The 21,528-nt window shown below is 42.7% G+C and carries 24 protein-coding genes and 2 pseudogenes; 17 read left to right on the top strand and 9 right to left on the bottom strand.

From position 1 onward, the window contains the following. Positions 1-194 (top strand): annotated as a pseudogene (locus OYT88_RS20285) (hypothetical protein); the annotation flags it as partial. A gap of 251 nt (positions 195-445) precedes the next feature. Here the strand turns inward: OYT88_RS20285 and OYT88_RS20280 are convergent. The 5 genes from OYT88_RS20280 to OYT88_RS20260 form a co-directional block, all read right to left on the bottom strand. Further along, the gene (locus OYT88_RS20280; RefSeq protein ID WP_274402187.1) at positions 446-955 is read right to left on the bottom strand and encodes a peroxiredoxin family protein; all 510 of its coding nucleotides are present in this window, start codon (positions 953-955) and stop codon (positions 446-448) included. 219 nt (positions 956-1,174) lie between these two features. Further along, complete coding sequence (locus tag OYT88_RS20275) at positions 1,175-1,456, bottom strand: potassium channel family protein (RefSeq protein ID WP_274402188.1); 282 nt, start codon at positions 1,454-1,456, stop codon at positions 1,175-1,177. 438 nt (positions 1,457-1,894) lie between these two features. Further along, the gene (locus OYT88_RS20270) at positions 1,895-2,011 is read right to left on the bottom strand and encodes a YjcZ family sporulation protein (RefSeq protein WP_274402186.1); all 117 of its coding nucleotides are present in this window, start codon (positions 2,009-2,011) and stop codon (positions 1,895-1,897) included. Between the two features lie 297 nt (positions 2,012-2,308). After that, positions 2,309-2,422 (bottom strand): YjcZ family sporulation protein, encoded by a 114-nt coding sequence (locus tag OYT88_RS20265; protein WP_443029686.1) that lies wholly within the window; start codon positions 2,420-2,422, stop codon positions 2,309-2,311. 368 nt (positions 2,423-2,790) lie between these two features. Further along, complete coding sequence (locus OYT88_RS20260; protein ID WP_274402184.1) at positions 2,791-2,976, bottom strand: type Z 30S ribosomal protein S14; 186 nt, start codon at positions 2,974-2,976, stop codon at positions 2,791-2,793. A gap of 1 nt (position 2,977) precedes the next feature. Here OYT88_RS20260 and OYT88_RS20255 point away from each other — a divergent pair, with 1 nt between their 5' ends. Beyond that, positions 2,978-3,298 (top strand): methyltransferase domain-containing protein, encoded by a 321-nt coding sequence (locus OYT88_RS20255; protein ID WP_274402183.1) that lies wholly within the window; start codon positions 2,978-2,980, stop codon positions 3,296-3,298. 311 nt (positions 3,299-3,609) lie between these two features. Here OYT88_RS20255 and OYT88_RS20250 read toward each other — a convergent pair whose 3' ends face one another. The 3 genes and pseudogenes from OYT88_RS20250 to OYT88_RS20240 form a co-directional block, all read right to left on the bottom strand. Next, positions 3,610-4,692 (bottom strand): acetyl-CoA C-acyltransferase, encoded by a 1,083-nt coding sequence (locus tag OYT88_RS20250; RefSeq protein ID WP_274402182.1) that lies wholly within the window; start codon positions 4,690-4,692, stop codon positions 3,610-3,612. Then, a complete protein-coding gene (locus tag OYT88_RS20245; protein WP_274402181.1) occupies positions 4,677-6,149 on the bottom strand; it encodes an AMP-binding protein in 1,473 nt (490 codons plus the stop codon). Before OYT88_RS20245 ends, OYT88_RS20250 begins: the two co-directional genes overlap by 16 nt. A 671-nt stretch (positions 6,150-6,820) precedes the next feature. After that, a pseudogene (locus tag OYT88_RS20240) lies at positions 6,821-6,926 on the bottom strand (transposase); the annotation flags it as partial. 454 nt (positions 6,927-7,380) lie between these two features. Between OYT88_RS20240 and OYT88_RS20235 the strand changes: the two are divergent. From OYT88_RS20235 to OYT88_RS21055, 9 genes are all read left to right on the top strand, one after another. Further along, positions 7,381-7,608: a hypothetical protein gene (locus OYT88_RS20235; RefSeq protein ID WP_274402180.1), complete on the top strand. Its 228-nt coding sequence runs from the start codon at positions 7,381-7,383 to the stop codon at positions 7,606-7,608. A 700-nt stretch (positions 7,609-8,308) separates the two neighbouring features. Next, on the top strand, positions 8,309-9,112 hold the full coding sequence (locus OYT88_RS20230; protein WP_274402179.1) for an arsenite methyltransferase: 804 nt from the start codon (positions 8,309-8,311) through the stop codon (positions 9,110-9,112). 238 nt (positions 9,113-9,350) lie between these two features. Then, a complete protein-coding gene (locus tag OYT88_RS20225) occupies positions 9,351-9,677 on the top strand; it encodes an ArsR/SmtB family transcription factor (RefSeq protein ID WP_274402178.1) in 327 nt (108 codons plus the stop codon). 57 nt (positions 9,678-9,734) lie between these two features. Next, positions 9,735-10,166: an arsenate reductase (thioredoxin) gene (gene arsC, locus OYT88_RS20220; protein WP_274402177.1), complete on the top strand. Its 432-nt coding sequence runs from the start codon at positions 9,735-9,737 to the stop codon at positions 10,164-10,166. Positions 10,167-10,182: 16 nt separating this feature from the next. Then, the gene (arsD, locus tag OYT88_RS20215) at positions 10,183-10,545 is read left to right on the top strand and encodes an arsenite efflux transporter metallochaperone ArsD (RefSeq protein WP_274402176.1); all 363 of its coding nucleotides are present in this window, start codon (positions 10,183-10,185) and stop codon (positions 10,543-10,545) included. A gap of 19 nt (positions 10,546-10,564) precedes the next feature. Then, the gene (gene arsA / locus OYT88_RS20210; protein ID WP_274402175.1) at positions 10,565-12,316 is read left to right on the top strand and encodes an arsenical pump-driving ATPase; all 1,752 of its coding nucleotides are present in this window, start codon (positions 10,565-10,567) and stop codon (positions 12,314-12,316) included. 24 nt (positions 12,317-12,340) lie between these two features. Continuing rightward, complete coding sequence (locus OYT88_RS20205) at positions 12,341-12,628, top strand: iron-sulfur cluster biosynthesis family protein (RefSeq protein ID WP_274402174.1); 288 nt, start codon at positions 12,341-12,343, stop codon at positions 12,626-12,628. Positions 12,629-12,734: 106 nt separating this feature from the next. Beyond that, entirely contained in the window at positions 12,735-14,030 is a 1,296-nt protein-coding gene (gene arsB, locus OYT88_RS20200) for an arsenic transporter (protein WP_274402173.1), read from the top strand. Between the two features lie 942 nt (positions 14,031-14,972). Then, positions 14,973-15,110 (top strand): DUF6431 domain-containing protein, encoded by a 138-nt coding sequence (locus OYT88_RS21055; RefSeq protein WP_443217551.1) that lies wholly within the window; start codon positions 14,973-14,975, stop codon positions 15,108-15,110. A 714-nt stretch (positions 15,111-15,824) separates the two neighbouring features. On the opposite strand, the gene OYT88_RS20195 is transcribed toward OYT88_RS21055, so the two are convergent. Continuing rightward, positions 15,825-16,490: an MgtC/SapB family protein gene (locus OYT88_RS20195; protein WP_274402171.1), complete on the bottom strand. Its 666-nt coding sequence runs from the start codon at positions 16,488-16,490 to the stop codon at positions 15,825-15,827. A gap of 321 nt (positions 16,491-16,811) precedes the next feature. Here OYT88_RS20195 and OYT88_RS20190 point away from each other — a divergent pair, with 321 nt between their 5' ends. The 6 genes from OYT88_RS20190 (at position 16,812) to OYT88_RS20165 (ending at position 21,388) form a co-directional block, all read left to right on the top strand. Further along, positions 16,812-17,270, top strand: coding sequence for a MarR family winged helix-turn-helix transcriptional regulator (locus tag OYT88_RS20190; RefSeq protein ID WP_274402170.1), 459 nt, complete (start codon positions 16,812-16,814; stop codon positions 17,268-17,270). 210 nt (positions 17,271-17,480) lie between these two features. After that, entirely contained in the window at positions 17,481-17,684 is a 204-nt protein-coding gene (locus tag OYT88_RS20185; protein WP_274402168.1) for a hypothetical protein, read from the top strand. Positions 17,685-17,734: 50 nt separating this feature from the next. Then, positions 17,735-17,890 carry a hypothetical protein gene (locus tag OYT88_RS20180; protein ID WP_274402167.1) on the top strand — a complete coding sequence of 52 codons (156 nt, stop codon included), beginning with the start codon at positions 17,735-17,737 and terminating at the stop codon, positions 17,888-17,890. A gap of 498 nt (positions 17,891-18,388) precedes the next feature. Further along, on the top strand, positions 18,389-18,559 hold the full coding sequence (locus tag OYT88_RS20175; RefSeq protein WP_274402165.1) for a hypothetical protein: 171 nt from the start codon (positions 18,389-18,391) through the stop codon (positions 18,557-18,559). A gap of 89 nt (positions 18,560-18,648) precedes the next feature. Next, positions 18,649-19,071 carry a nuclear transport factor 2-like protein gene (locus OYT88_RS20170; protein WP_274402164.1) on the top strand — a complete coding sequence of 141 codons (423 nt, stop codon included), beginning with the start codon at positions 18,649-18,651 and terminating at the stop codon, positions 19,069-19,071. A 1,231-nt stretch (positions 19,072-20,302) separates the two neighbouring features. Further along, positions 20,303-21,388, top strand: coding sequence for a transaldolase family protein (locus OYT88_RS20165; RefSeq protein WP_274402163.1), 1,086 nt, complete (start codon positions 20,303-20,305; stop codon positions 21,386-21,388). Positions 21,389-21,528: the final 140 nt, after the last annotated feature.

Here is a 21,528-nt window from a genome sequence, read left to right as displayed (position 1 = left end):
GCCAGCGGAAAAGTAAACTTTTCCGCTTTTTAAGGACACCGTCCAAAGGGGTAGCTTCAGAGGCCACGATCATGGCTCATTTACGCCAAACGATTTTTCAACGGTTTGCCCGAAACCAGCATTTAACCCTAACACAAATAATTCAGGAAAAGCAGGAAACACCTGAAGTACAAGACGAATTACTGATTTCTTAGCATCCTAAAATTTTTGACTGTCCAGTAAATAATAGATAGAATAAAATGGGAACATATTAAAGAATATTGATCCATTTGATGAAGAGTAGTGTTATTTTGCACACCCTAATTTAAGAATCCAGCTTACCTTCACATGAGAAGATTGAACTGGGTTTCTTAATTATTTACATTCAATAATTTATAGAGCTATTCTGATCGTCTTAGAAAAAAAGCGACAACTCATTGTTCAGCAGTTGCGCCCTTTCTTATTATTAATTCGTCTTTAAATTTTTCCTAATATATTGGACGATCTTGCGAAGTTCAGTAGATGATGGGCGCCCAAATGGACTTGTTTGTCTTTGTTGATATAGCAGTTGTCCATTTTCATTAACTAAGAAATACGCTGGCTCTCCATGTGTGCCATGATCCTCATATGGAGCATCTTCTCCATGATAAAAAACATCATATGCTTTTAACGTCTTTAAATCTTCATCTGCTAAGACATTAAAAGTAAGATTTTGCTCATCAACCATTTTCTTTAAATTTTCAATCCGATCGGTTGAGATTGCAATAAGATGCACATTCTTGCCTTCAAAATAAGTTTTGCTTTCTTCAAGCTCATTTAAATCGTGAACACAAACAGGGCACCATGCTCCTCTGAAAAAGATAATGAGATGCCAACTTTTATGCTGGCTTTGATGAGATACAAAAGAAAATTCTTCTCCATTAACTGCTGGAAGAGTGAAATCGGGTACCTTGTCGCCTAAATTAAATGTAGACATACTTATCCTCCTAAATTTTGAGAGTCCTATTAAACCCTGATACGAATTTGGAACTCCTTTATATCATTTAGTGTTACATATACCTTCTACTTCCACAACAATATAGCTCATTGGGTGTTTAAATAATCCTGTGTAAATAGATTAAAAAATAAATTGAAAAGGGAAAGCCTTCCGGCCACTTTTTGATTTTCGAAATGAAGCCATTATATTTACTCCCCTTTAAATATTTTTATTGCTTCTGTTTATGTATTTACGGATAATTTCTTTATCCTCATCATCTAACTCGCTTATTTTATTGATTATATTTGTCAATTGATCCTTCTTGTCTTCGTCTTCTTCTATGAATATTGATGTCAATGCGCTTGTGACAAGTCCAATAAGACCAATACCAAAGATCATAAGTATCACTGCAATAATACGGCCAAGTGGAGTTACGGGCGATATATCGCCGTATCCTACTGCCGTTTTGGTTACAAAAACCCACCAGTTGAACTGACAGATATTCCAATAAGTGGACCGAATCCAGGGAGAAGGCCTTCACCAAATGCGGCAGTCAGTAAAAAGATCAGCGATACTAGGGAGACGAGGCGGAAAATGTGAGTACCCCATTCCATAAAAATCGGTCATTACTTCAACAAGCGAATCAGATTTTAGATCGAGTTGAGAACAAGCTGAGTGATCTGAATGATGTGCTCGATCAAATGGACAAGCAGAGGAGCGATAATGATGCGTTCAAGAGAAATTAATCTGAACCCGGATGGAAGGCCGACAGAAAGTTCACCTGTATGAGCCGCTGCAGAAACACGACCTGAATGCGCGGTTGCGGGACGGATGGAGAGAAGTTAAGAGGAAAAAATTCAGAGTAAAAAAAGGGCACCTGAGTGAGGTGTCCCTGACATGAGATGTTGTATGAATTGGGGTACACGGCGGCATGGGAGATTAATACCAGATAACGGCACCAATAATGATCAGCAAAATGAACAGGACAATAAGTAGTGCAAAACTACCTAAACCATATCCACCTCCACATCCGTAACCAGCAACTGGAGCTCCCATAGTGACACCCCCTCTGTCACGGGATAATGCAGTATATGTACGGGAGGATAAATGTGGAATGGATAAAACGTCTAAATGGGCAGTTCAGCTTCTAGGTGGGAATGGAGATGGATGGAGTTAATGCTGTACGCATATTGTAGGACCCGTATCGAATACGTGGTTGCATAACGATTGGAAAGAGGTTAAGGAGAGAAAATGGTGAGAAGCAAATCAAAAGAGCATCCGGGTCAGGATGCTCTTTGAAGAAGGGGGAGGCCCGTATGGGGTTACCTATGGCTATGGATACGGCATTTGTTTTTAATACACGAAAGCAGTGCCGACAATAATCAACAGAATGAATAGCACAACAATCAGAGCAAAGTTCATGCTAGTTCCACTATAGCCGCTACTAGATCCATCATCGTATCCCAAGAGAACACCTCCTTTCACTTGATAATACACAATATGACTGGACAAGTGATCATGAAGGGGATACATGGATGAATGAAATAGTCTGTTTTGTCGATGGCAGGAGCGAATCAGCTGATAAAGAGAAATCCCTTGTACGACGAGATGCTGAGCGATCGAATAAGGCGAACGAAGCATGCGAAGGGGAGGCAGGGGTAATATGGAAGGAAACGTTGTAGATCAACCCGGTGGCTGCACGGACGGGTATCAGAAATCACTTTTTTGACGAGGTGATATGTAGAGCAGCAACTAAGGTTTGCAAAGCGGTTCATTAATTCGCAGTCCTGCATAACAATGCAATAAAAAGTCCCTTAATAATTGAGGGATGATGATTACCAACTTGCCTTCCGAACGCCGGGAATTTGTCCTTTGTAGGCAAGCTCACGAAAACAAATTCTGCATAATTTGAATTTCCTGAGTACCGAATGCGGACGGCCACAGCGTTCACAGCGTGTATATGATCTTACATGATACTTCTGTTCTCTACTATGCTTAATAACTAAAGATGTTTTAGCCATTTTGTTTTTTCCTCCTTTTTTTGTTACTGGAAGGGAGACTATTAAATTACCTTTCGAGGATAATTCCATTGATGCTGTATTATTACTTGCTGTCCTCACCTGTGTTTATAAAGATCAGGAACAAGACTCGATTCTAAATGAGATAAAGAGAGTCTTAAAACCCAATGGTATTATTTATATTAATGACTTTTTATTAAACGATGACGAGAGAATTTTAACCCGTTATAAAAAATATAAAGACAAATATAAAACATATGGAGTATTTGAGTTGCCAGAAGGGGCTATTTTGAGACACCATAATAGACCGTTTGCAGGAAATTGAGGGACAGTAATCAGAGAGATTGAAAAAAATATATATTTTTGCGCGAATTTTGCGATATGTTTAAAAATGCTTTATTTCAATGCCTTTTGCTTCGCCTGCTCAGCTTCTAAGTATGTCATCCATTTTTCTCCGTGCGCTGATCGCCTATGACCGCGTAAACCGCTTTTCATTTCTGCAAGAGCCATTGGATTTGTTCCGTTTTTAGCTGACTCAATTCTATCTTCTTTTCAATCCGTAGAATTCCTCCTGTGTTTCATGTTCTAATAACTCACATCAGACTCCTGAAATTATATAAGGGCCGAACTGCTCCATTATATGCCATGGAAAAGAAGAGAAGTTCCGACACCGCCGCCACTTCCTGTTGCTGCAGCGACATATGAAAGATGTTCTTCTAGTGCCTGATAAAAAAGATGGATGCAAAGTATGATCCCTGACGCACTGAAAGGGTGGCCGATCGTTAATGCGCCGCCATGGCAGTTCACCTGCTCTTCCTGCAAATGCAGAAGCTTTATTGCCGCTACGATTTTAACGGCGAAGGCTTCGGTGACTTCAATTCGGTCCAGATCGGCAGGAACCATGTGCTGCTTATCCATAAGTTCCGACAAAGCTTTTACCGGACCGATTGATGGAAGGAGCGGTGAAAAACCGACAGTATTACCTGAAATGATTGTGAGTACCGGCGTAAGGGATAATTTCCGGGCCAGACTCCTGCTCATAACCAGCAACACAGCAGCGCCGTCATGAATACCGCTACTATTTGCTGCCGTTACTGTACCGCCGGCTTTAAGCGGTCGGGCTCTCTCAACTAAACGTTGCATCGGTCTTTTTCTTTTAAAAGCTTCATCTGAGGCACAACCTGTTACGGGAACAATGCATCGTTTAAAAAAGCCCTGCTTCCAGCTGCACCATGCCCGTTCATAGGATCGGACCTTATACGCATCCTGTTCTTTCCTTGAGATTCGATACCGGCGGGCCACATTCTCTGCAGCCTCAGTCATGTCGGGATCGCCAATTTCAGGCGTTGAGAACATTGCCCGCGGCCTTAGTACTGTGCTGGGACTTTCTGCAGCTCCGGTAATATAGCAATGACCCATTCCACTCTCAATCAACGCGGCAGCAAAGCGGACAGCATCCAAACCGCCGCTGCATTGCCTGTCAAGTGTGATCCCCGGCACGGTTTCGGGAAAGCCGGCATGAAGTGCTGCCAACCGGGCTACGTTTCCACCCGGTGTGACCGCATTGCTGATAATCACATCATCAATCAGAGAAACCACGTCGCCACCGACTGCCCGGAGTAAAGGGGAGAGCAATTCATGTACGCCTAAGTGGCCGAAGCGCCCGTTTTTCTTGTATATCGGTGTTCGTTTGGCACGGACAATCACTGCTTCTTCCAATTGGCTGCCTCCTTGTGTCGTCTGCCCAGCAACTGTTTATCAATTTTTCCACCCGCTGTATAAGGCATCTTTTCCGGAAAAAACCAGAGCCGCGGCACTTTATAAGGGGTCAGGCATCTGAGGCATTCATGTTTTAGTCTTTTTTTATCCGCGTGAACTCTTCTTTTCATCTGGATAAATGCGACGACCACTTCGCCCCAGTGAGAATCCGGCAGGCCCAGCACCGCCGCGTGTTCCACTCCGGGACAATTCTTCAGCACATTTTCAATCTCCTCGGGGAAAATATTCAATCCGCCAAAATTGATCATTCCGTTTTTTCTCCCGATAATATACAGGTATCCGTCCGGATCCAGACTGCCAATGTCACCGACTGTCACCCAACCTTCGATTTGAGGCAGTTCTGTATTTCCGGAGGCTGTCACATAGTGATCAAAGAGAAGCGGCCCCCTGACATAAATCTCCCCGGGACGATTGTCCTGAATCCAGGAATTATTTTCCCCACGGATGGCCACTGAAACATTGAAAAACGGACGTCCGACCGAATCGGCAGGTGCATTTTCTTCCTGCCGGCATAGCGTCACAAAGCTCAGCTCTGAAGCTCCGTAAAATTCATCGAGCAGGCTGTTTGGAAAAAGACTGGCGATGTTTATTTTTGTAGCGACTGCACATTTTGCTCCGGAACAGACCCAGTGAAAATGACCGAGCCAGGACCTTTTTTCAGCAAGCAGTGATTCAAGCATAGTTGGAACAACCACAATCTGGCTAGGAAGGAACTTTTCCATCAACCTCAGGCATATATCTGCGGAAAAAGCCGGCAGAAGGATAACAGAAGCGCCAAGATACAATCCGCAGACCGCCGCATAGAGAAAGTGCGTATTGAAAAGCGATCCGGCAACAAGAATACGTTCATCAGAAGTCCATTGCAAATCACGACGATTACAATCAAAACTATGTACCCAGGAGTCCTGTGAACGTTCAAAACCCTTTGGTTCGCCCGAAGATCCTGATGTAAATCCAAAGAAAAAAGGCTGATCGTCTTCCTTTGATTCATATCCCATTGCGGAGCGGATCGCAGTTTTCTGAATTTCGATAGCAGTTGCGATATGAACGGATGTAAAGCTGCATTTGTCCGTCCAAGCAGGTTCAGTGATGATCAGTTTTAATCCGGCTAAACGGACTTTTGCATCTAATTCTGAACGTGCCCATCGCGGATCAAGAGGAACAGCTGTCCAGCCAATTTTAGCCGTTGCTGCGAACATAATCAGACAAGATCGGTTATTTCCAAGCAAGAACCCGACACAATGGTTATCCGTATCTTCGCAGCCCTCGAGCCATTCCGCTGCATGCGAAACAGCTGCGTCCCATTCACGATAATTCAGGCGGCCGTTCTGATCATATATCGCCGTTTTTTCCGGCCATTTTTCAGCCGAGCTTTTATAAGTCTCTGTGATATTCATGAGATTTTCATTTCCCCCCGGTAGCTTCCTATTTCCTGATCTAAAGATGTTTTACCGATGGCACGGATCCGCTCACGCAGCTTAACAGCAAACACGGCAACCATAAACGCCTTAAATACAACTCCATGAATTTAAAACTCACTCATTTTCAGAGTAGCTGATCCAAAAATATTGTCAGCTATACCTATGGGGTGTCGGTCAGATAGAGAATGATAATGGACACATTGGTCGCAACGATTTGCCAAAGATTGACGCTGATCGTTGCCAGAGCAGTAACAAACAATGCCATATCGATGAGTTCTTTAATATTTCTCTATGCTCTTATTGAATTAGATACATTTTTAATTTTAGAAAGGAAGATGATATATGTCAACATATCAATGATTTTAGTTAACAAATATGTGCCTTTCTATTTTTTTTAACCTTACAATATCCCTTTCTTCGCAAGAATTTCGAACTCATTACGCTATAAATACCCTTTTATTCTTATTACTTTATCGTCAAATTGGTCTTTGGCTTTCTTCATCCTATTTTTTATGTAAAATGAGAGTGCCCGTGTATTACTTGGAGAAACCCGGAGATGACATTCCTTCACTCTGAACCCTTTAAAAAACGTTATCTGATTATGCCGTTAGCTCATTATAGGTAACTTTGCTGTCGCGCAACAGGAGACGATTGAATCGATAACAGAATTTATCCAGATACATGGAGATGCTTTTTGTCCAGGCCATGGAAAGTGTGACTAATGAAGACCTTGGCTTTGGAAATAATGGTATGCGGTCAGTGAAAACGATTCGATTTTTTTCGGAAATCTATGAAGCGGAATAGTATACGCAAAGCGGATCGAATAAGTTTGACTATGGAGAACATGCCAGTCTACTGCAGGGTCTTTGATCTTCTTTACTATAACGGGAAAAGGTGTTTGGACATACTTAGAAAAATGCTCACTCCATCAGAAGAATATACAGCTGACTCCTAATTATGCCAATAGTCATGATCTGTTCAATAAGGTTCGGCAATGGACATGGAGGGAATTGTCGTGAAAAAAATCGACAGTTCCTATTGGATCGGGCATCAAAATGCGAACTGACGAAAGATCAAAAACTATAAAGATGTCGTTGCTGTTGTGGGTGGCCTCTCCTACGGGGAGAGCAACGTCCATTCAATTCTGCTGGGGCCTTATAACACGAAAGATCAACTTGTCTATATTGGTCACTGCTGACTTGGAAAGTTGCCTGCAGAGGAGTGGCAGCTTTTTGCAGAACGGGCTGCTCGCCTGAAAGACGAGCATACCCTCTTTGTTAATTTTCGGGAAAAGAAAAACATCTGTTGGCTGAAGCCGCTGCTGACAGTCAAAGTGCATTATATTGAATGGAGTACCGGGCATTCTCTATGGCAGCCGACCCTGCAAGCAGTTGTTAAGGAAAATCCAACTGCTTGTAAGATGGAATTGAGTTAAGAAAAAATGAAACGACAACAATTCCCCTCTGATGTTTATGAATCTTTATTAAAGATATATTGAATTGTCTGTCCCTTCAGGGAATCAGTATCATTCTCGTGGAATAATTATAGGTCGTAGGGAGGTAATGCTTTTGATCTATTTTTTCTACTTAGTATTTTACACAAATTTTGTACAAGGTATGTTAAAAGCTCTATAGAATAGGTATATATCTGATATATTCGACCCCACACCGGCGTATAACAACTTGTATTTGGATAATTGCTTCAGCTCCTTTGTTATCGGCATTTTTATGTGATTGTCCCTGTAGTAGAACAAATGCGCAGGGGAAATCGGATAGAGGTATTAACAACTTCAATAATAAGTTCAAGTTAGTTGCAAAATATATAAGCGTGTTTTAATATAAAAATATCGATATATAAAAGAAGGCGAATATATGGCCGCTGTTATTGAAGACGTGTCCGAAATGTTTTCTTTCTAAGCTAAAGCTTCTGGGCGATGAGGATACGACTGACTGTTCTTTTCTGCCTAAGCTGTGTGTCGTGACTTATAAAACGTTATTTCAACCAGGAAATCAATACTTAAAAAGAATCGTGAACCTGGCAAAAGAATCATTTACTATCTCTGCCTCGGAAATTCTTAAGTCAGATGGCTAAAGGTTTTGGAGAACAATGGACTAAATAAAAGGGAGTTGGAAAATATGGCACTATCTAATGACCAAATCAGGCAAAACGTTCGGAGCCGATATAAAAAGATCGCTATTCAGGATGTTTCCGCCCCATCTTGTGGCTGTTCCTCTGAAGCGGCGTGCTGTAATACTCAGGTTGACCGTAACAATGTATCTGAACAGCTTGGCTACTCTCCTGAAGAATTAAATGCGGCACCTGAAGGAGCTAATTTAGGCTTGGGCTGTGGCAATCCACAGGCTATTGCCTCATTAAAACCTGGTGAAAGTGTCCTTGATCTGGGAAGTGGCGGAGGATTTGACTGCTTTCTTGCTGCTCGTCAGGTAGGTGAAACCGGTCAGGTTATAGGAGTGGATATGACTCCGGAAATGATCAGCAGGGCTCGGCAAAACGCTGTTAAGGGATCAATCACGAATACTGATTTTCGTTTGGGAGAAATTGAACATTTGCCTGTTGCCGATCAGTCCGTTGATGTCATCCTGTCGAATTGCGTGATTAATCTTTCACCGGATAAACCCCAAGTATTTAAAGAGGCTTTTCGTGTACTAAGAAAAGGCGGACGGCTTGCAATTTCGGATGTTGTGCTCACGGCTGAATTGCCTGCCGCAATAAAGAATGACTTAGACGTTTCCTACTCAGGCTGCATGTCAGGAGCTTCTTCGATCGCTGATCTCCAGAACATGCTGGAACAAAATGGGTTTACACAAATTGAGATCAGCCCCAAAGACGAATCCAAAAAATTCATTAAAGAATGGAGCCCGGGAACAGATATTGAAAAGTATATTGTATCGTCGACTATTCAGGCCGTTAAACCCTAATCCATGTTTTTGGTAGGGAGTGGCAATCTAAAAATTCTCCCCTGAAGCACACGCCATGGGCGCCTGTCTCTTTTTCTTTGGGCATGTATATTGGAGAAATGCAGGAATGATCCAGTTGCTTGTTCATGTGATTGAAAAAAAAACAGCTCTGATAATAAGGCCTTAGATAAAGTTAGTTGCAAAATATATAAGTGTATTTTAATATAAAGATATTGAAATATAGTTGGGGGTGAATATATTGGATGCCGTCATTGAAGATGTGACCGAGATGTCTTCCCTTTTAAAGCTTCTGGGCGATAAAACACGACTGACGATTCTTTCTTATCTGAAGCATCAAGAATTATGCGTCTGTGAACTCGTCGACCTATTAAACGTCTCTCAGCCGGCCATGAGTCAGCACCTTAAGAAGCTGCGCCTTGCCGGTATCATTCGCGAACGCAAACAGGGAACCTGGGTGTATTACAGTCTGAATGAACAGCTGCCCGAATATGTGTCCGTAATCATTCATTCCCTGCCCGACCGAAATGTGGGCAGCTGCCTGAATCCGGAGTGCCGATTTGGATAAACGGCAATACATCATCGTATATGGACTTTAAAAAATGATCTGGAAGGAATCGGAAACATGACAAAAAAAATCATTTATTTCCTCTGCACGGGCAATTCCTGCCGCAGTCAGATAGCCGAAGGGTTCGGGAAAAAATATTTGGGAAAAGCATTTGACGTCCGTTCGGCCGGCATTGAAGCGCACGGACTCAATCCAAATGCCGTGAAGGCAATGAAGGAAGTAGGTATTGATATCTCACAGCAAAAATCCAAGCTGATTGACAGGGATCTGCTCAATCAGGCCTATCTGGTTGTCACTTTATGCGGCGATGCCGAAGAACGATGCCCGATGACGCCGCCCCAGGTAAGACGCGAACACTGGGGTTTCGATGATCCGGCAAAGGCTCAGGGGACCGAGGCAGAAATATGGGCCGTGTTCCAGCGTGTCCGGGATGGCATTGAAAGGCGGATTCAGCAGTTTGCGGAGGAAGAACAGTCACTAAATCATTAAAAGGAGATCAGTCCAGATGAAGACTATTCAGATTTTTGAACCAGCGATGTGCTGTTCGACTGGAGTTTGCGGCCCCAGCATTGATCCAGAATTGATCCGGATAACCGGGGCGGTGCACAATTTAAGAAAACAGAACGTGAACATTTCACGTTTTAACTTAACCAGTCATCCGGACGCTTTTGCCAATAATCAGTCTATCCAGGATCTATTAACATCTGAAGGCATGGATGTCCTTCCGGTGACGGTTGGCGATGGAAAAGTGGTTAAGAAGGGGAGCTATCCAAGTAATCAGGAACTGGCCGACTGGACGGCCGTATCCATCGATGAAATCAGTAAAAAGCAGCAGTTCCAGATTAAGCTTAACGTGATAAACCAGTAAGCGAAAGAAGGAGATCGATATGTCTCGCTTGTTGCATCCTCAATCGATGGATTTGACACCCTTTTTGTTCTTTACCGGCAAGGGAGGGGTCGGGAAAACCTCGACCGCCTGTGCGACGGCTGTGGCCTTAGCAGATATGGGAAAGAAGGTTCTGCTGATCAGTACCGATCCGGCCTCTAATCTGCAGGATGTTTTTAATGTCCCATTAACGATGTCATCTAAGGAAATCTCTGAGGTTCCCGGTCTTTATGTTTCTAACCTCGATCCGGAAGAAGCGGCCGACAATTATAGAAAAAAAGTCATCGGTCCCTATCGTGGACGATTACCCGAAGTGGCCGTGAAGCAGATGGAAGAACAGCTTTCGGGGAGTTGTACGGTTGAAATCGCGGCTTTTGATGCTTTCTCTTCAATGCTGACGGATCCATCTATGGTCCAAACTTTTGACCACATCATTTTTGACACGGCACCGACAGGACATACGTTGCGGCTCTTACAGCTGCCCACCGCGTGGAGCGGATTTCTCAATGAGAATACTCACGGAGCCTCTTGTCTCGGCCCTCTCGCAGGCTTAAGCGACAAGAAAAATCAGTATTCGGAAACGGTTCAGGCCCTTTCGGATCCGTTAAGAACCCTATTGCTGCTGGTGACACGGCCTGAAACATCTGCGATCAAGGAAGCTGCCCGGGCATCTGAGGAACTAAAGAAAATCGGCATGAAAAATCAATATCTGCTGATCAATGGACGACTGAAACAGACGAAGGCTGAAGACGCCTTAACGCAGGCCTTTATTGAACGCGAAAATCAGGCATTGGCTGATCTTCCGGATGCACTGAAAAACATTCCGTCTTTTGATATTTTTCTTGCCCCCTTCAATATGACGGGGATTGCGAACCTCCGCAGACTTTTCTCGGAGCCATCCTATCCTGCCGAAGGGGTTGCGCGTCGGGAAGAGCGGCCCCGTTATCCTGAACTCCCGGTGTTAATTGATGACTTAGCCAGGAAAAAACAGCGGATCATCTTTACGATGGGAAAAGGCGGTGTTGGTAAAACCACGATCGCTCGAAAGATTGCTATGGAACTGGCCGCACGGGGGAACCGGGTCCATCTGACAACAACCGATCCGGCCGGCCATTTTGATCCTATTTCGTTTGAAAATGAACAGATTACGGTCAGCCGGATTGATCCGAAAAAAGAGGTTCAGGACTATCGAAAAAGTGTGCTGGATCGCTCGAAAGATCAGTTGGACGAGGAGGGGCTCGCTTATCTGGAAGAAGATCTTCGTTCGCCCTGCACGGAAGAAATCGCGGTTTTCCGGGCATTCGCCGATGTGGTTGAAAAAGCAGATGATGAAATCGTTGTGATTGATACGGCCCCATCCGGCCATACTTTGCTGCTTCTCGATGCCACAGAGGCTTATCATCGGGAAATTGCCCATTCGGCAGGTGAAGTCCCTGCCTCCGTGCAGCGTCTGTTGCCCCGATTAAAAGACTCCAGGGAAACAGCGGTCGTCATTGTTACACTGGCGGAAACCACACCGGTGTTTGAATCTGAACGGCTGGCTAAAGACCTGGCACGTGCCGGTATTACGCCGACCTGGTGGGTCATCAATCAGAGCTTAATGATGACGGAAACAGAGGATCCCTTACTGGAAGCACGGGCAACAGCAGAGGCGGACTGGTTCAAGCGCATCGCGGAAGATTCAGGACACCGTTTTGTTGTCGTTCCCTGGTTGGAAAAGGGACTGAATGTGCAGGAATTGAAACAATCTTAAGACTATAAAAAGGAGAAGAGAAAAATGTTGAAAGTAACGGATGAAGCGAAACAGATGTTAAATCAAAGCATGAAGGATTACAATTGCGATTGTCTGCGTGTTTTTACCGAACCGGGCTGTTGCGGCGTGTCGCTGAATTTTGGCCTGGATGCAAAGAAATCAAATGAGCAAACGACGGTCATTAATGGTGTTCCCGTGATCATGGATGAACAGGCGCAGCAACAGACGAATGCTCTGACGATCAGTGTCAATGAGGGAAGACTGGTCATTGACGGAGGCTCCTGCGGCTGTGGCTCTTCCGGCTGCTGTTAAGCAACAAGTAAACCATGCTTGAATAAACGGGTTGGAGCTAGAATACGCTCTATTCTGGCTCCACTTTATTTTTGACTTTTTTAATAAGTAGAAAAGGGGAAGTGGCATGTCTGCGGTTTTTGCAATCATTGTCTTTTTACTGACACTGACGCTGGTGATCTGGCAGCCGAGAAATCTGTCGATCGGCTGGTCGGCCTGCGGCGGTGCCGTGCTTGCTTTACTGGTTGGGGTCGTTCACCTGAATGACGTCTGGACCGTGGCCGGGATCATTTGGAACGCGACTCTGTCCTTTGTGGCGATCATCATTATTTCATTAATTCTCGACCGCGTCGGCTTTTTTGAATGGGCAGCCTTACATATGGCGCGATTAGCCAAAGGCCACGGTATTCGCATGTTTATCTTTATTTCTATATTGGGCGCTTTCATCTCTGCTTTATTTGCCAACGATGGCGGAGCATTGATCCTGACCCCCATTGTTCTGGCCATGGTCCGGGCGCTGAAATTCGACGAACGACACGTTTTTCCTTTCGTCATTGCCTGCGGATTCATCGCCGATACGACGTCGCTTCCGCTCGTTGTCAGTAACCTGGTGAATATTGTCTCGGCTGATTTCTTCGGGATCACGTTCAGCCGTTACGCCTTGCACATGTTCCTGCCCACCGTTTTTTCACTGATTGCCAGTGTCACGGTTCTGTATCTCTATTTTCGTAAGGACTGGCCACATCATTACGCAATGTCTGATCTGAAAAATCCTGCTTCCGCATTGAAAGATATCCGTATGTTTCATCTCTCCTGGTTCGTCCTGATCATCCTGGTTGCCGGGTATTTTGTCAGCAGTCTGTTTAAAATTCCGGTATCCTTTATCGCGCTCGCCATCGCTTTTATCTTTCTGTTTCTCGGCAGCCGGAGCCCGGCTATCCAGACGACAGCCATCCTGAAGAGCGCCCCATGGGCAATCGTCTTCTTTTCTTTGGGTATGTACGTGGTGGTTTATGGCCTAAGAAATGCGGGAATTATCCAGTTGCTTGCCTATGTGATTGAGGAAGGGACAAAAGGCGGACTCTTCGCCGGAACGCTGATGATGGGCTTTGTTTCTGCCGTTCTTTCAGCTCTGATGAACAATATGCCGACGGTGATGATTAATGCCCTCTCGATCGATGCCACTCCGATGACGGGTCTGATGCGCCGGGCACTGGTATATGCGAACGTGGTCGGTGCCGATCTGGGTCCGAAAATGACCCCGATTGGCTCGCTAGCGACGCTTTTGTGGCTGCATGTGCTGTCCGAAAAGGGCGTCAAAATCAGGTGGGGGCAGTATTTTAAAATCGGTGTTGTTATTACCCTGCCTGTTCTGGTGATCACCTTGATGGGTGTTTATCTTTCTGTACTGCTGTTTGCTTGAATCGGATCAAAAACTTTTTAATAAAAATGGCCGGCTCATCGCGAGTCGGCCATTTTTATCCGTAATAATCGAGTTTCTAAGTGAATCACATCATGCTAAAATTCATCAGGCATTTGCGCAATCCTTTCTAATTCAATCTTCCTCAATCCATATTTTTTTGCCAACCTGTAGAATGATTTTACTTTTTCAATTTAGGTACACTCTAAGTAGTCGTCTTTTAATGACTGTTCAATCAATAATTTACTTTATCTTAATTTCAGCACGGGGCGCGGAGGGACTTTGTCATTCATACCACCTGAGGCTAAGGATTATTAAGTTCTCAAGCAATTTCTCTTTTGAGGGGTAGATGGAGGGGGGCGAAATGGCCTGAAACCATTGATAAATAAGCGCTCACCCCTTTAAATTCGACTCCCACTGTCGGAATGACCTAATCAGTTTGCTTGGTTTGTCGGTTCAGCGGTATTTATCCATAAATAACCGTCACCTGTACAGCGGATGGCGGTTATTTGATACCTATATATAAAATGGGTAAATATTCTACTTTATTTCATTAATTACGTATAATGTGCTACTAATTTAAAAATTACAAATAAGGAAGATATTCATTTAAATTGATTTATGTTCTTTTAATGAAACCTCATTAGTAGTTAATTGGTGATGTTTCTCAATAGCCTGACTAAAATGCATATTGGACTTATTACGATTCTTTTATATGTAAATGGATCAAAGAAAGGGGATCCTTGTTAAAAACCTTTTTATCTTTGATTCACTGTCTTCTTTTATATAATTCTTATTATGGGCTAATAATTAATTGTCATTGCACAGGAAAAAAATCTTTCTCTTGACTAGGCATACATAATCTGTAATTTATTTATCTTTTATTTTTAAAACGTTTTTTTAGAAACATCTTTAAAGTTTCGTGGATATGTAATGCAATAATTCATGTATGGAAAGGTCCCTTGTCCATGTTGTGGAGGAAAACTCAAAGTCATCGGGAGCCGGTTGAGAAAATACATAAGAGACACAGGGGAAAAGACCGCCCTACGGATTCGGCGTCTTCAGTGTGTGGACTGTCATTAGATTCACCATGAACTTCCTGATTTTTTTTCTACCTTATAAACGTTATGAAGCCCGTTATTTTGAAAAAGCCATTCGTCTTCCAGTGAGAATGATATCGCGGCGGATAACGCTACTTTGTTTGGTGGAACCGTTGGTTTTTTGCTTTGATTGATTACTGGGTGGCGTGTCTTCGCTCCATCGCCCTTCGCTTTCAACTGGATTTGTCCTCGGTGGATTCGGCGTCCATGGATTCACTGACCGTACTCGGAAAAATTGGACGCTGGGTGAATAAATGCCCCTGGATTGCTGTCCCGATGACGCAGATTGGCAGAAGGCCTTCAAAACGGATATGCAAAAGTATTATTCACTATTCTTTAAACGCCACCTCACGAATCAGGAAATTTCGACGTTAGCTACACAGTAACCTCGTGTGCTTTCAGCATCTTTGCGTCGAAAATTGCGGCTTTACAGTTGTTAGATGTGCGATTCATGCCGGGAAGCTATCTCTGTCTTCTCTGGCAATGATGTATCTAGATAAAAGAGTTCTGTTGCTAAAACCGTTACCGCTGGATACTTCCACTCTTGAGCTTGCCGATGGTGATATTTTTCCCTGCATAGTACGAGGGGCTAAGTGAGGGCAACAGGCGGGGCAAACCATTGCTTAAAATGGCTGTTCCGCCTGTTGCTTTAAACTGTCGAGGATTTCGCCCGGGAAGCCAATTTGATTGTCGGCACCTATTCTACATTTTCTAGTATAATATCGTCTATATTCTGAATTTGGATAATCCTTGTGTTTGCAATGTTCTTTTTATGTTTTATTTTAACGATTAGAGTGGCTTCGTAGATGACATTTTCATCTTTATCTCTGCTTTTTTCCTTCACGGCATAGTTTAAAATCGTGTCTTGATCAAACAAAGTCAACACTTGATTCAGTGGCTCTTTGCTTTTTGACAAAATTTTAAAATAGATGGCATTGCTTCTCAGTGATTTGAAAAAAATGTTCGATAGTTCCAGCCCGATGAGCGTCAGAACTGTTGCTCCAATCCCGACCCAGTACATACCTGCGCCAATGGTCAATCCGATACCGGCAGTCGTCCAGATGCCTGCAGCCGTTGTTAGACCATGGACAAATTTTTTCTGAACAATAATCGTTCCGGCGCCGATAAAGCCGATACCGCTAACTACCTGGGCAGCAACACGGCTTGGATCAAGGACGACATCTTTTTCATGAATAATATATTGAAAGCCATATTGGGAAACGACCATAATTAATGCACTTCCAAGCGAAACAAGAAAATGTGTCCGGATGCCAGCATCTTTTGAGCGGATTTCCCTGTCAATTCCGATAAGTGCTCCGAGAATACCAGCAACACCCAAGCGGAGAATAAATTCCAAATCCAAAGTGACATCACCTTCCGTTTTAACCTTAAATTTATCATAATACTTTTCACTATTATAAATGATAAAATGATAGTACTGTTAATAATCTTTATAAATATCCGGGGGTGGATAGGTTCCCATAAGTGAACGAGAATACAGAACATGGCGGCAGACCAATCGTTTGTAACTCTTATTAGGTAGAGGTAGATCTGTCTGACGCTGAATCTTCGTTTTCGCCTGCATTCAATTTTTGCGCAGAGCTGCGACATTACAGATGAATCTCCTACCAACGGAGATGCAAAATAAAAACGGGAAAAGACAGAAAAAAATGGTGTTGAGCCTTTGACAGCGGTTGAGGAACTGGGCACGGCCCTTCAGATCCGTCCCGCGTCCATCGGTGAACTGGTGACCAAACTGGAAAATGGCGGTTTTGCTGAACGACGCGGTGCTGAGCAGGACAGGCGTATCATTGAGATCTACCTGACAGAAAAAGGCCGTGAAACCGCTCAAAATATTATAAAAAACCAACAGCAAACTTATGATGAATGGTTCCCCGGTCTGACCAGCGAAGAAAAACAACAGCTTCTTGCTCTGCTGATCAAGTTGACGAAAAACCTGGAGAAATCTTTTGCAAAAGAAGGCGAACTGGACGATTTTACAAAAGATTTTGGCTGGGGAGCGATGGGCAGCAATGATCCGCGATTTTTCGATGAAAGCTCTTTTGACGGTTCGGAAAGAAAGGATTTTCCTTTCGGAGGCCGTCACAGGCATGGCGGTTTTGATTTTCCCAGACGCAAATAAAACTGTACCGAAAAAAAGTTGTCTAAATGAAACAGTAAAAGCCGCAGAATGATTAATTTAGAAGACGCTTCTTTTGAAAAGCGTCCTGCACATGTCCATCCCATGATTTTGAGCATGCGTAGGACTTTTTTAATATAAAGATACTTTTTCCGTTTATTGAGTATCTATAGTTCAATCGCACATAAAACAAAATCATAAGGAGAAGAAGTAATGGCAAACGTATTATTTATTAATATCGCTGTGAAGGGATTTTATGAAGGGTGTCGACGGTTCAGAGGTTCAGAAAAAGGAAATGCAGCGATCGCGCGGCTTGATTCGAAATACACGCTGCTGGCTTGCGAGCTGGAAGAACTTTATTCCATTAAAATGCCAAGGCATTTCCTGGGACTGAACTACCACACAAAGAATCTTTGAATTTTGTGGACACTTCTGAATACTTTTTATCGGAAGAAGAGTGAAAGAGAATGGATAACTCCTATATTTTTGTCGGGTTCGGCTCCTATCATTGCCTGGAAGACACAAAGGACTTTTCACTGATTTTCGAGACATTTCGGGATACGCCGTACACCGTCGTGATGGCGGTGCACAACATGGGTCTGTCAAACCTGAGTGTTCTGTAGAGTTTTATTATTCGTGATTATGTCTTGCAGACGAAACTGCTTCAATACACAGGTGTCCATTACACACAACGGTCTCAACAGCAAGAATGACCTGATCATGGCAGAGGTTCTTTTTGTCTCTGTTCCTTTTGGTGTAGGTTAACCGGATTTGGCAAAACGTTGCAGTAGAACTTGGAGCCTGCATTGCGTTAGATCAACTAAACGGTTCTAAAGGAGCAATTGCTGCATGCAGCCAAGCAAGCCGACGAGAAATCAAGTTATTGTAAAAGCTTTAAAAAGATTTGGGACTCCTCCTATAGAGAATGATTACAAAAGGGTTCAGACAAAATTTTCAAGCTAAAGCCGCAGAATTCTTTAAAAACTGACATATCACACCAAGATGCTGATGGATGACCTTCATCTTAAAAATCAATTGAATACTCGGTTATAGTAAAGTCCCCTGAAATTGGATTTTGATTGGCCAACTTCAGGGGACAATTTATAAAAGAAAGGGCGTTTTTGATTGAGATGCTAATTTTTGTATTAAACATGGACAATGAAGACTTCAACGCTTTCCTTGATGTGGCAATCGGCGTGCATGGTCCTTTTAGTGATAATGCCAATCTCTATATGAAGGCGCTTGCCCGAACGCTCAAAGAGGCCGGAGTGTCTCTGCCGACGGGAAACTGAACTCTGATCGTTGTCTTTCTACCAAAGCAAAGGGTAAAAACATCAACCCGGCTTGCCAGGCACGACCAACTGGAAAGGATGAATCTGAAATGGACAAGAATTTTGAAGAAGCAATCAGGGATCGTTTACAGAATGGTTTTAAAAACTGGAACGGTGGTTATGACGCATGGCTAAAATGGTGTAACACTCTGTACGAGCCGGATGCCCATTACAATGTCTATGGTCCAAAATGGACTCTCCAGCAGTATAAAGACGCCATGGGAAACCTGTTCGAGGTTTTTGACATGGAGCTGGGTGAATCTTACAACATGCTTATCGTGGGCGACTGGGCTGCAATTCGCTACAAAGTACGCATCACAAACAAGACGACCGGCGAGAAGATCAATCAGATGACAATGGAATTCGTGAACTTCAAAGATAACCCAGATCCGATTGGTGCTAGAGTTATCGAGGGCTGTCGGATGTTCAGATCAAACCTCAATAAACGGTTGCGCAGTAATGGAAAGGTATGATCACAGAATGGTGTTTTAAAGTTGACAAGGTAGGGTCTTTCCCGAGTTTATAATCTGGCTTAGAAAATGAGCATAATTTCTTTGTTAATTTTCAGGTGAGAAAAAAACGTTCGTTGGTAAAGTCGCATCTGACAGTCAAGCTGCATTAGATGTAACGGACATTTTCTAAGGCAACCCCCTGTAAGCAATTGTTAAGGAAAATCCAAATGAATGTAGAATAGAACAGAGTTAACAATATTCTATTTTATTCACAGCAGTAAACTGGAAAAGCAGCCGAAGGATCAAATGAGTCCGTGAAAGTTTTTCTCAAAAAAATATTTTGCGCAGCATGTCTAAAAATGCTGTAATATTTAGAGGAAAATTTAAGATATCGACTTTCACCGTCGAAGTGGTCTAGTCGGTTTGGCCGACGGTATTTACCCATAAAAATAACCGTCATCTGCACAGTAGATGGCGGTTATTTGACGTCTATTTATAGATGGGTAAACACTCCTGTTCATTTCAATAATCATAAAGACAGTGCTACTGATTTTTAAATCATTAGCTATAAGAGCGCTCAGGTTATGGTGTAAAATGGTTTAAAGTAAACGGTAAATGGGTATTGTGAAATATCAAACTTTTAAAGGAGTTATAAGAAAAAAATTGGGGGTTATAAATATGAACCTGGAGAGAAAACAGGATTCAATCAGCTAAAAAAGGAACGAATCCCATGGTTTTAGCAGAAATGAAGAGTGGATACGTGGCAATCGAAGATACTCAATTTTTACCAGGATATTGTGTGCTGCTCCCTAAGAGATAAGCGTCAGCCCCCACCTTGAAAAAAGTGAGGGCTGACGCTTATATTATTTATGCTTTTGTGAATAGTCAGTATTCATGGAATCGTTTCAGACCATGGAAGAAATGAATTCACAGCTTCTTCTGTGACTCTGCCGAGGTTTAGAAGTTGTTCAAAGAGATAGGATAGGTAATGAAAAGGGCGAAGCCCGTTTCATTTGGCCGTTTCAATCACACTGTACACAATCGTACTTGCCGTGCCAATCCTATTTGGATTTTATAATTCGTACAATTATCATTGACTGCTATGACCCAATCCTTGCAGAGACGATGCAAAGCTATTCTAAAGATGATAAAATTAAAATAATTGCACGTTCTTTAAAGAAGTTTGTACCTGTTTAGAAGCATATAATAGGACATTTAACAATAATTAGGTAAGAAATCTAATGCTGATAGGATGGAGCGTTTATCACATGGTAACGTTAAAAAAATAGCAAAATTAACGGGCGTTCATCCTTCCACTGTTTCAAGGACGATCAACAATGACCCTGATTTGAAAATAAGATCAGATACACGGGCCCGTATTTTAAAGGCAGCTAAAGAATTGAATTATCATCCTAATGTCGCAGCAAGAAATTTAAAAAAAGGAGAAACAAAAACTTTAGGGTTAGTTATATCTGATTTTTATAATCCTGTTATCGCGAGTATTATTCATGGTGCAGAAATACGTGCATCAAAGGAGGGCTATAATCTTCTTGTTTGCGGTCCCGGACAGAATCAGTCAAAAACCATTTCTTCTTTTATCGACAAGTCATATGATGGTCTGTTGATCTCAAATTCATGTTTAGAGGATTCATATATTCTAGACCTAGTTAATAAAAAAATACCATTAGTACTCATTAATCGTAAAGTCCCTAACATGAACAATTTTGTAATAGTAGACGATTTATATGGTATTACTGACTATTTAACATTCGCCAAGCAAGTCGTTGCTGAATTTCCGGATTATTCCATCTCTTTTGAAGTTTTTAGTAATAGCCAAGCGGCAATGCTGAAAGAAGCAGAATTACTTCATTCTCTTGGAAAAAATGTATATGTAAAAATTCCAATTATCACGACCGATGGTAAAAGTACGGCTCCACTTATCCATAAATTATCAGATAAGGGTATTTCAATCAATGTCACAGCTATTGCTACAATAGCTCAGGTTAAAGAAACAGTGGCGGCTTTTGCACCAGGAACAAAAAACATTGTGTCAATTTTTGTAGGTCGAGTAGCAGACACAGGGGTTGATCCTACAGAGTTCGTTCAACAAAGTGTAAGTATTGTGAAAGAACACCCTGAAGCTAATCTGTTATGGGCAAGCACACGAGAAGTGCTGAATATTTTTCAAGCACAAAGATTAGGTGTAGATATTATCACAGTTCCTCCGACAATTATTAAGAAACTAACCAATGTAGGAAAATCTGCACAACAGGTATCTCTTGAGACGGTGCTAGGTTTTGAGAAAGATATTAAAGCTTCGGGTTTAAAAATACTTTAATCAATGACTAAACGAGGCTGTCTCAAAAGGTCAGTCTGTAGTGAAAAACGAGAGGGACATTTTTTCCCTCTCGTTTTTCGCTCATCCTTGAAAGATCACAGAAAAAAATCGCCTCTTTTTATATAATGAAAAGGACCAGT

It is taken from the genome of Sporolactobacillus sp. CQH2019 (assembly GCF_028765345.1).
In the GTDB taxonomy this organism is placed as follows: domain Bacteria; phylum Bacillota; class Bacilli; order Bacillales; family Sporolactobacillaceae; genus Sporolactobacillus.
Note: the sequence above shows the minus strand (reverse complement) of the source record. Positions and strands in the feature narration are given on the sequence as shown.

What these genes read in the sequence shown, in the direction of transcription:
- OYT88_RS20280 (WP_274402187.1), bottom strand. Translation starts at nt 955, where the DNA reads ATGTCTACATTTAATTTAGGCGACAAGGTACCCGATTTCACTCTTCCA.
- OYT88_RS20270 (WP_274402186.1), bottom strand. Translation starts at nt 2,011, where the DNA reads ATGGGAGCTCCAGTTGCTGGTTACGGATGTGGAGGTGGATATGGTTTA.
- OYT88_RS20260 (WP_274402184.1), bottom strand. Translation starts at nt 2,976, where the DNA reads ATGGCTAAAACATCTTTAGTTATTAAGCATAGTAGAGAACAGAAGTAT.
- OYT88_RS20245 (WP_274402181.1), bottom strand. Translation starts at nt 6,149, where the DNA reads ATGAATATCACAGAGACTTATAAAAGCTCGGCTGAAAAATGGCCGGAA.
- OYT88_RS20230 (WP_274402179.1), top strand. Translation starts at nt 8,309, where the DNA reads ATGGCACTATCTAATGACCAAATCAGGCAAAACGTTCGGAGCCGATAT.
- arsC (WP_274402177.1), top strand. Translation starts at nt 9,735, where the DNA reads ATGACAAAAAAAATCATTTATTTCCTCTGCACGGGCAATTCCTGCCGC.
- arsD (WP_274402176.1), top strand. Translation starts at nt 10,183, where the DNA reads ATGAAGACTATTCAGATTTTTGAACCAGCGATGTGCTGTTCGACTGGA.
- arsA (WP_274402175.1), top strand. Translation starts at nt 10,565, where the DNA reads ATGTCTCGCTTGTTGCATCCTCAATCGATGGATTTGACACCCTTTTTG.
- OYT88_RS20205 (WP_274402174.1), top strand. Translation starts at nt 12,341, where the DNA reads ATGTTGAAAGTAACGGATGAAGCGAAACAGATGTTAAATCAAAGCATG.
- arsB (WP_274402173.1), top strand. Translation starts at nt 12,735, where the DNA reads ATGTCTGCGGTTTTTGCAATCATTGTCTTTTTACTGACACTGACGCTG.
- OYT88_RS21055 (WP_443217551.1), top strand. Translation starts at nt 14,973, where the DNA reads ATGTATGGAAAGGTCCCTTGTCCATGTTGTGGAGGAAAACTCAAAGTC.
- OYT88_RS20185 (WP_274402168.1), top strand. Translation starts at nt 17,481, where the DNA reads ATGGCAAACGTATTATTTATTAATATCGCTGTGAAGGGATTTTATGAA.
- OYT88_RS20180 (WP_274402167.1), top strand. Translation starts at nt 17,735, where the DNA reads ATGGATAACTCCTATATTTTTGTCGGGTTCGGCTCCTATCATTGCCTG.
- OYT88_RS20170 (WP_274402164.1), top strand. Translation starts at nt 18,649, where the DNA reads ATGGACAAGAATTTTGAAGAAGCAATCAGGGATCGTTTACAGAATGGT.
- OYT88_RS20165 (WP_274402163.1), top strand. Translation starts at nt 20,303, where the DNA reads ATGGAGCGTTTATCACATGGTAACGTTAAAAAAATAGCAAAATTAACG.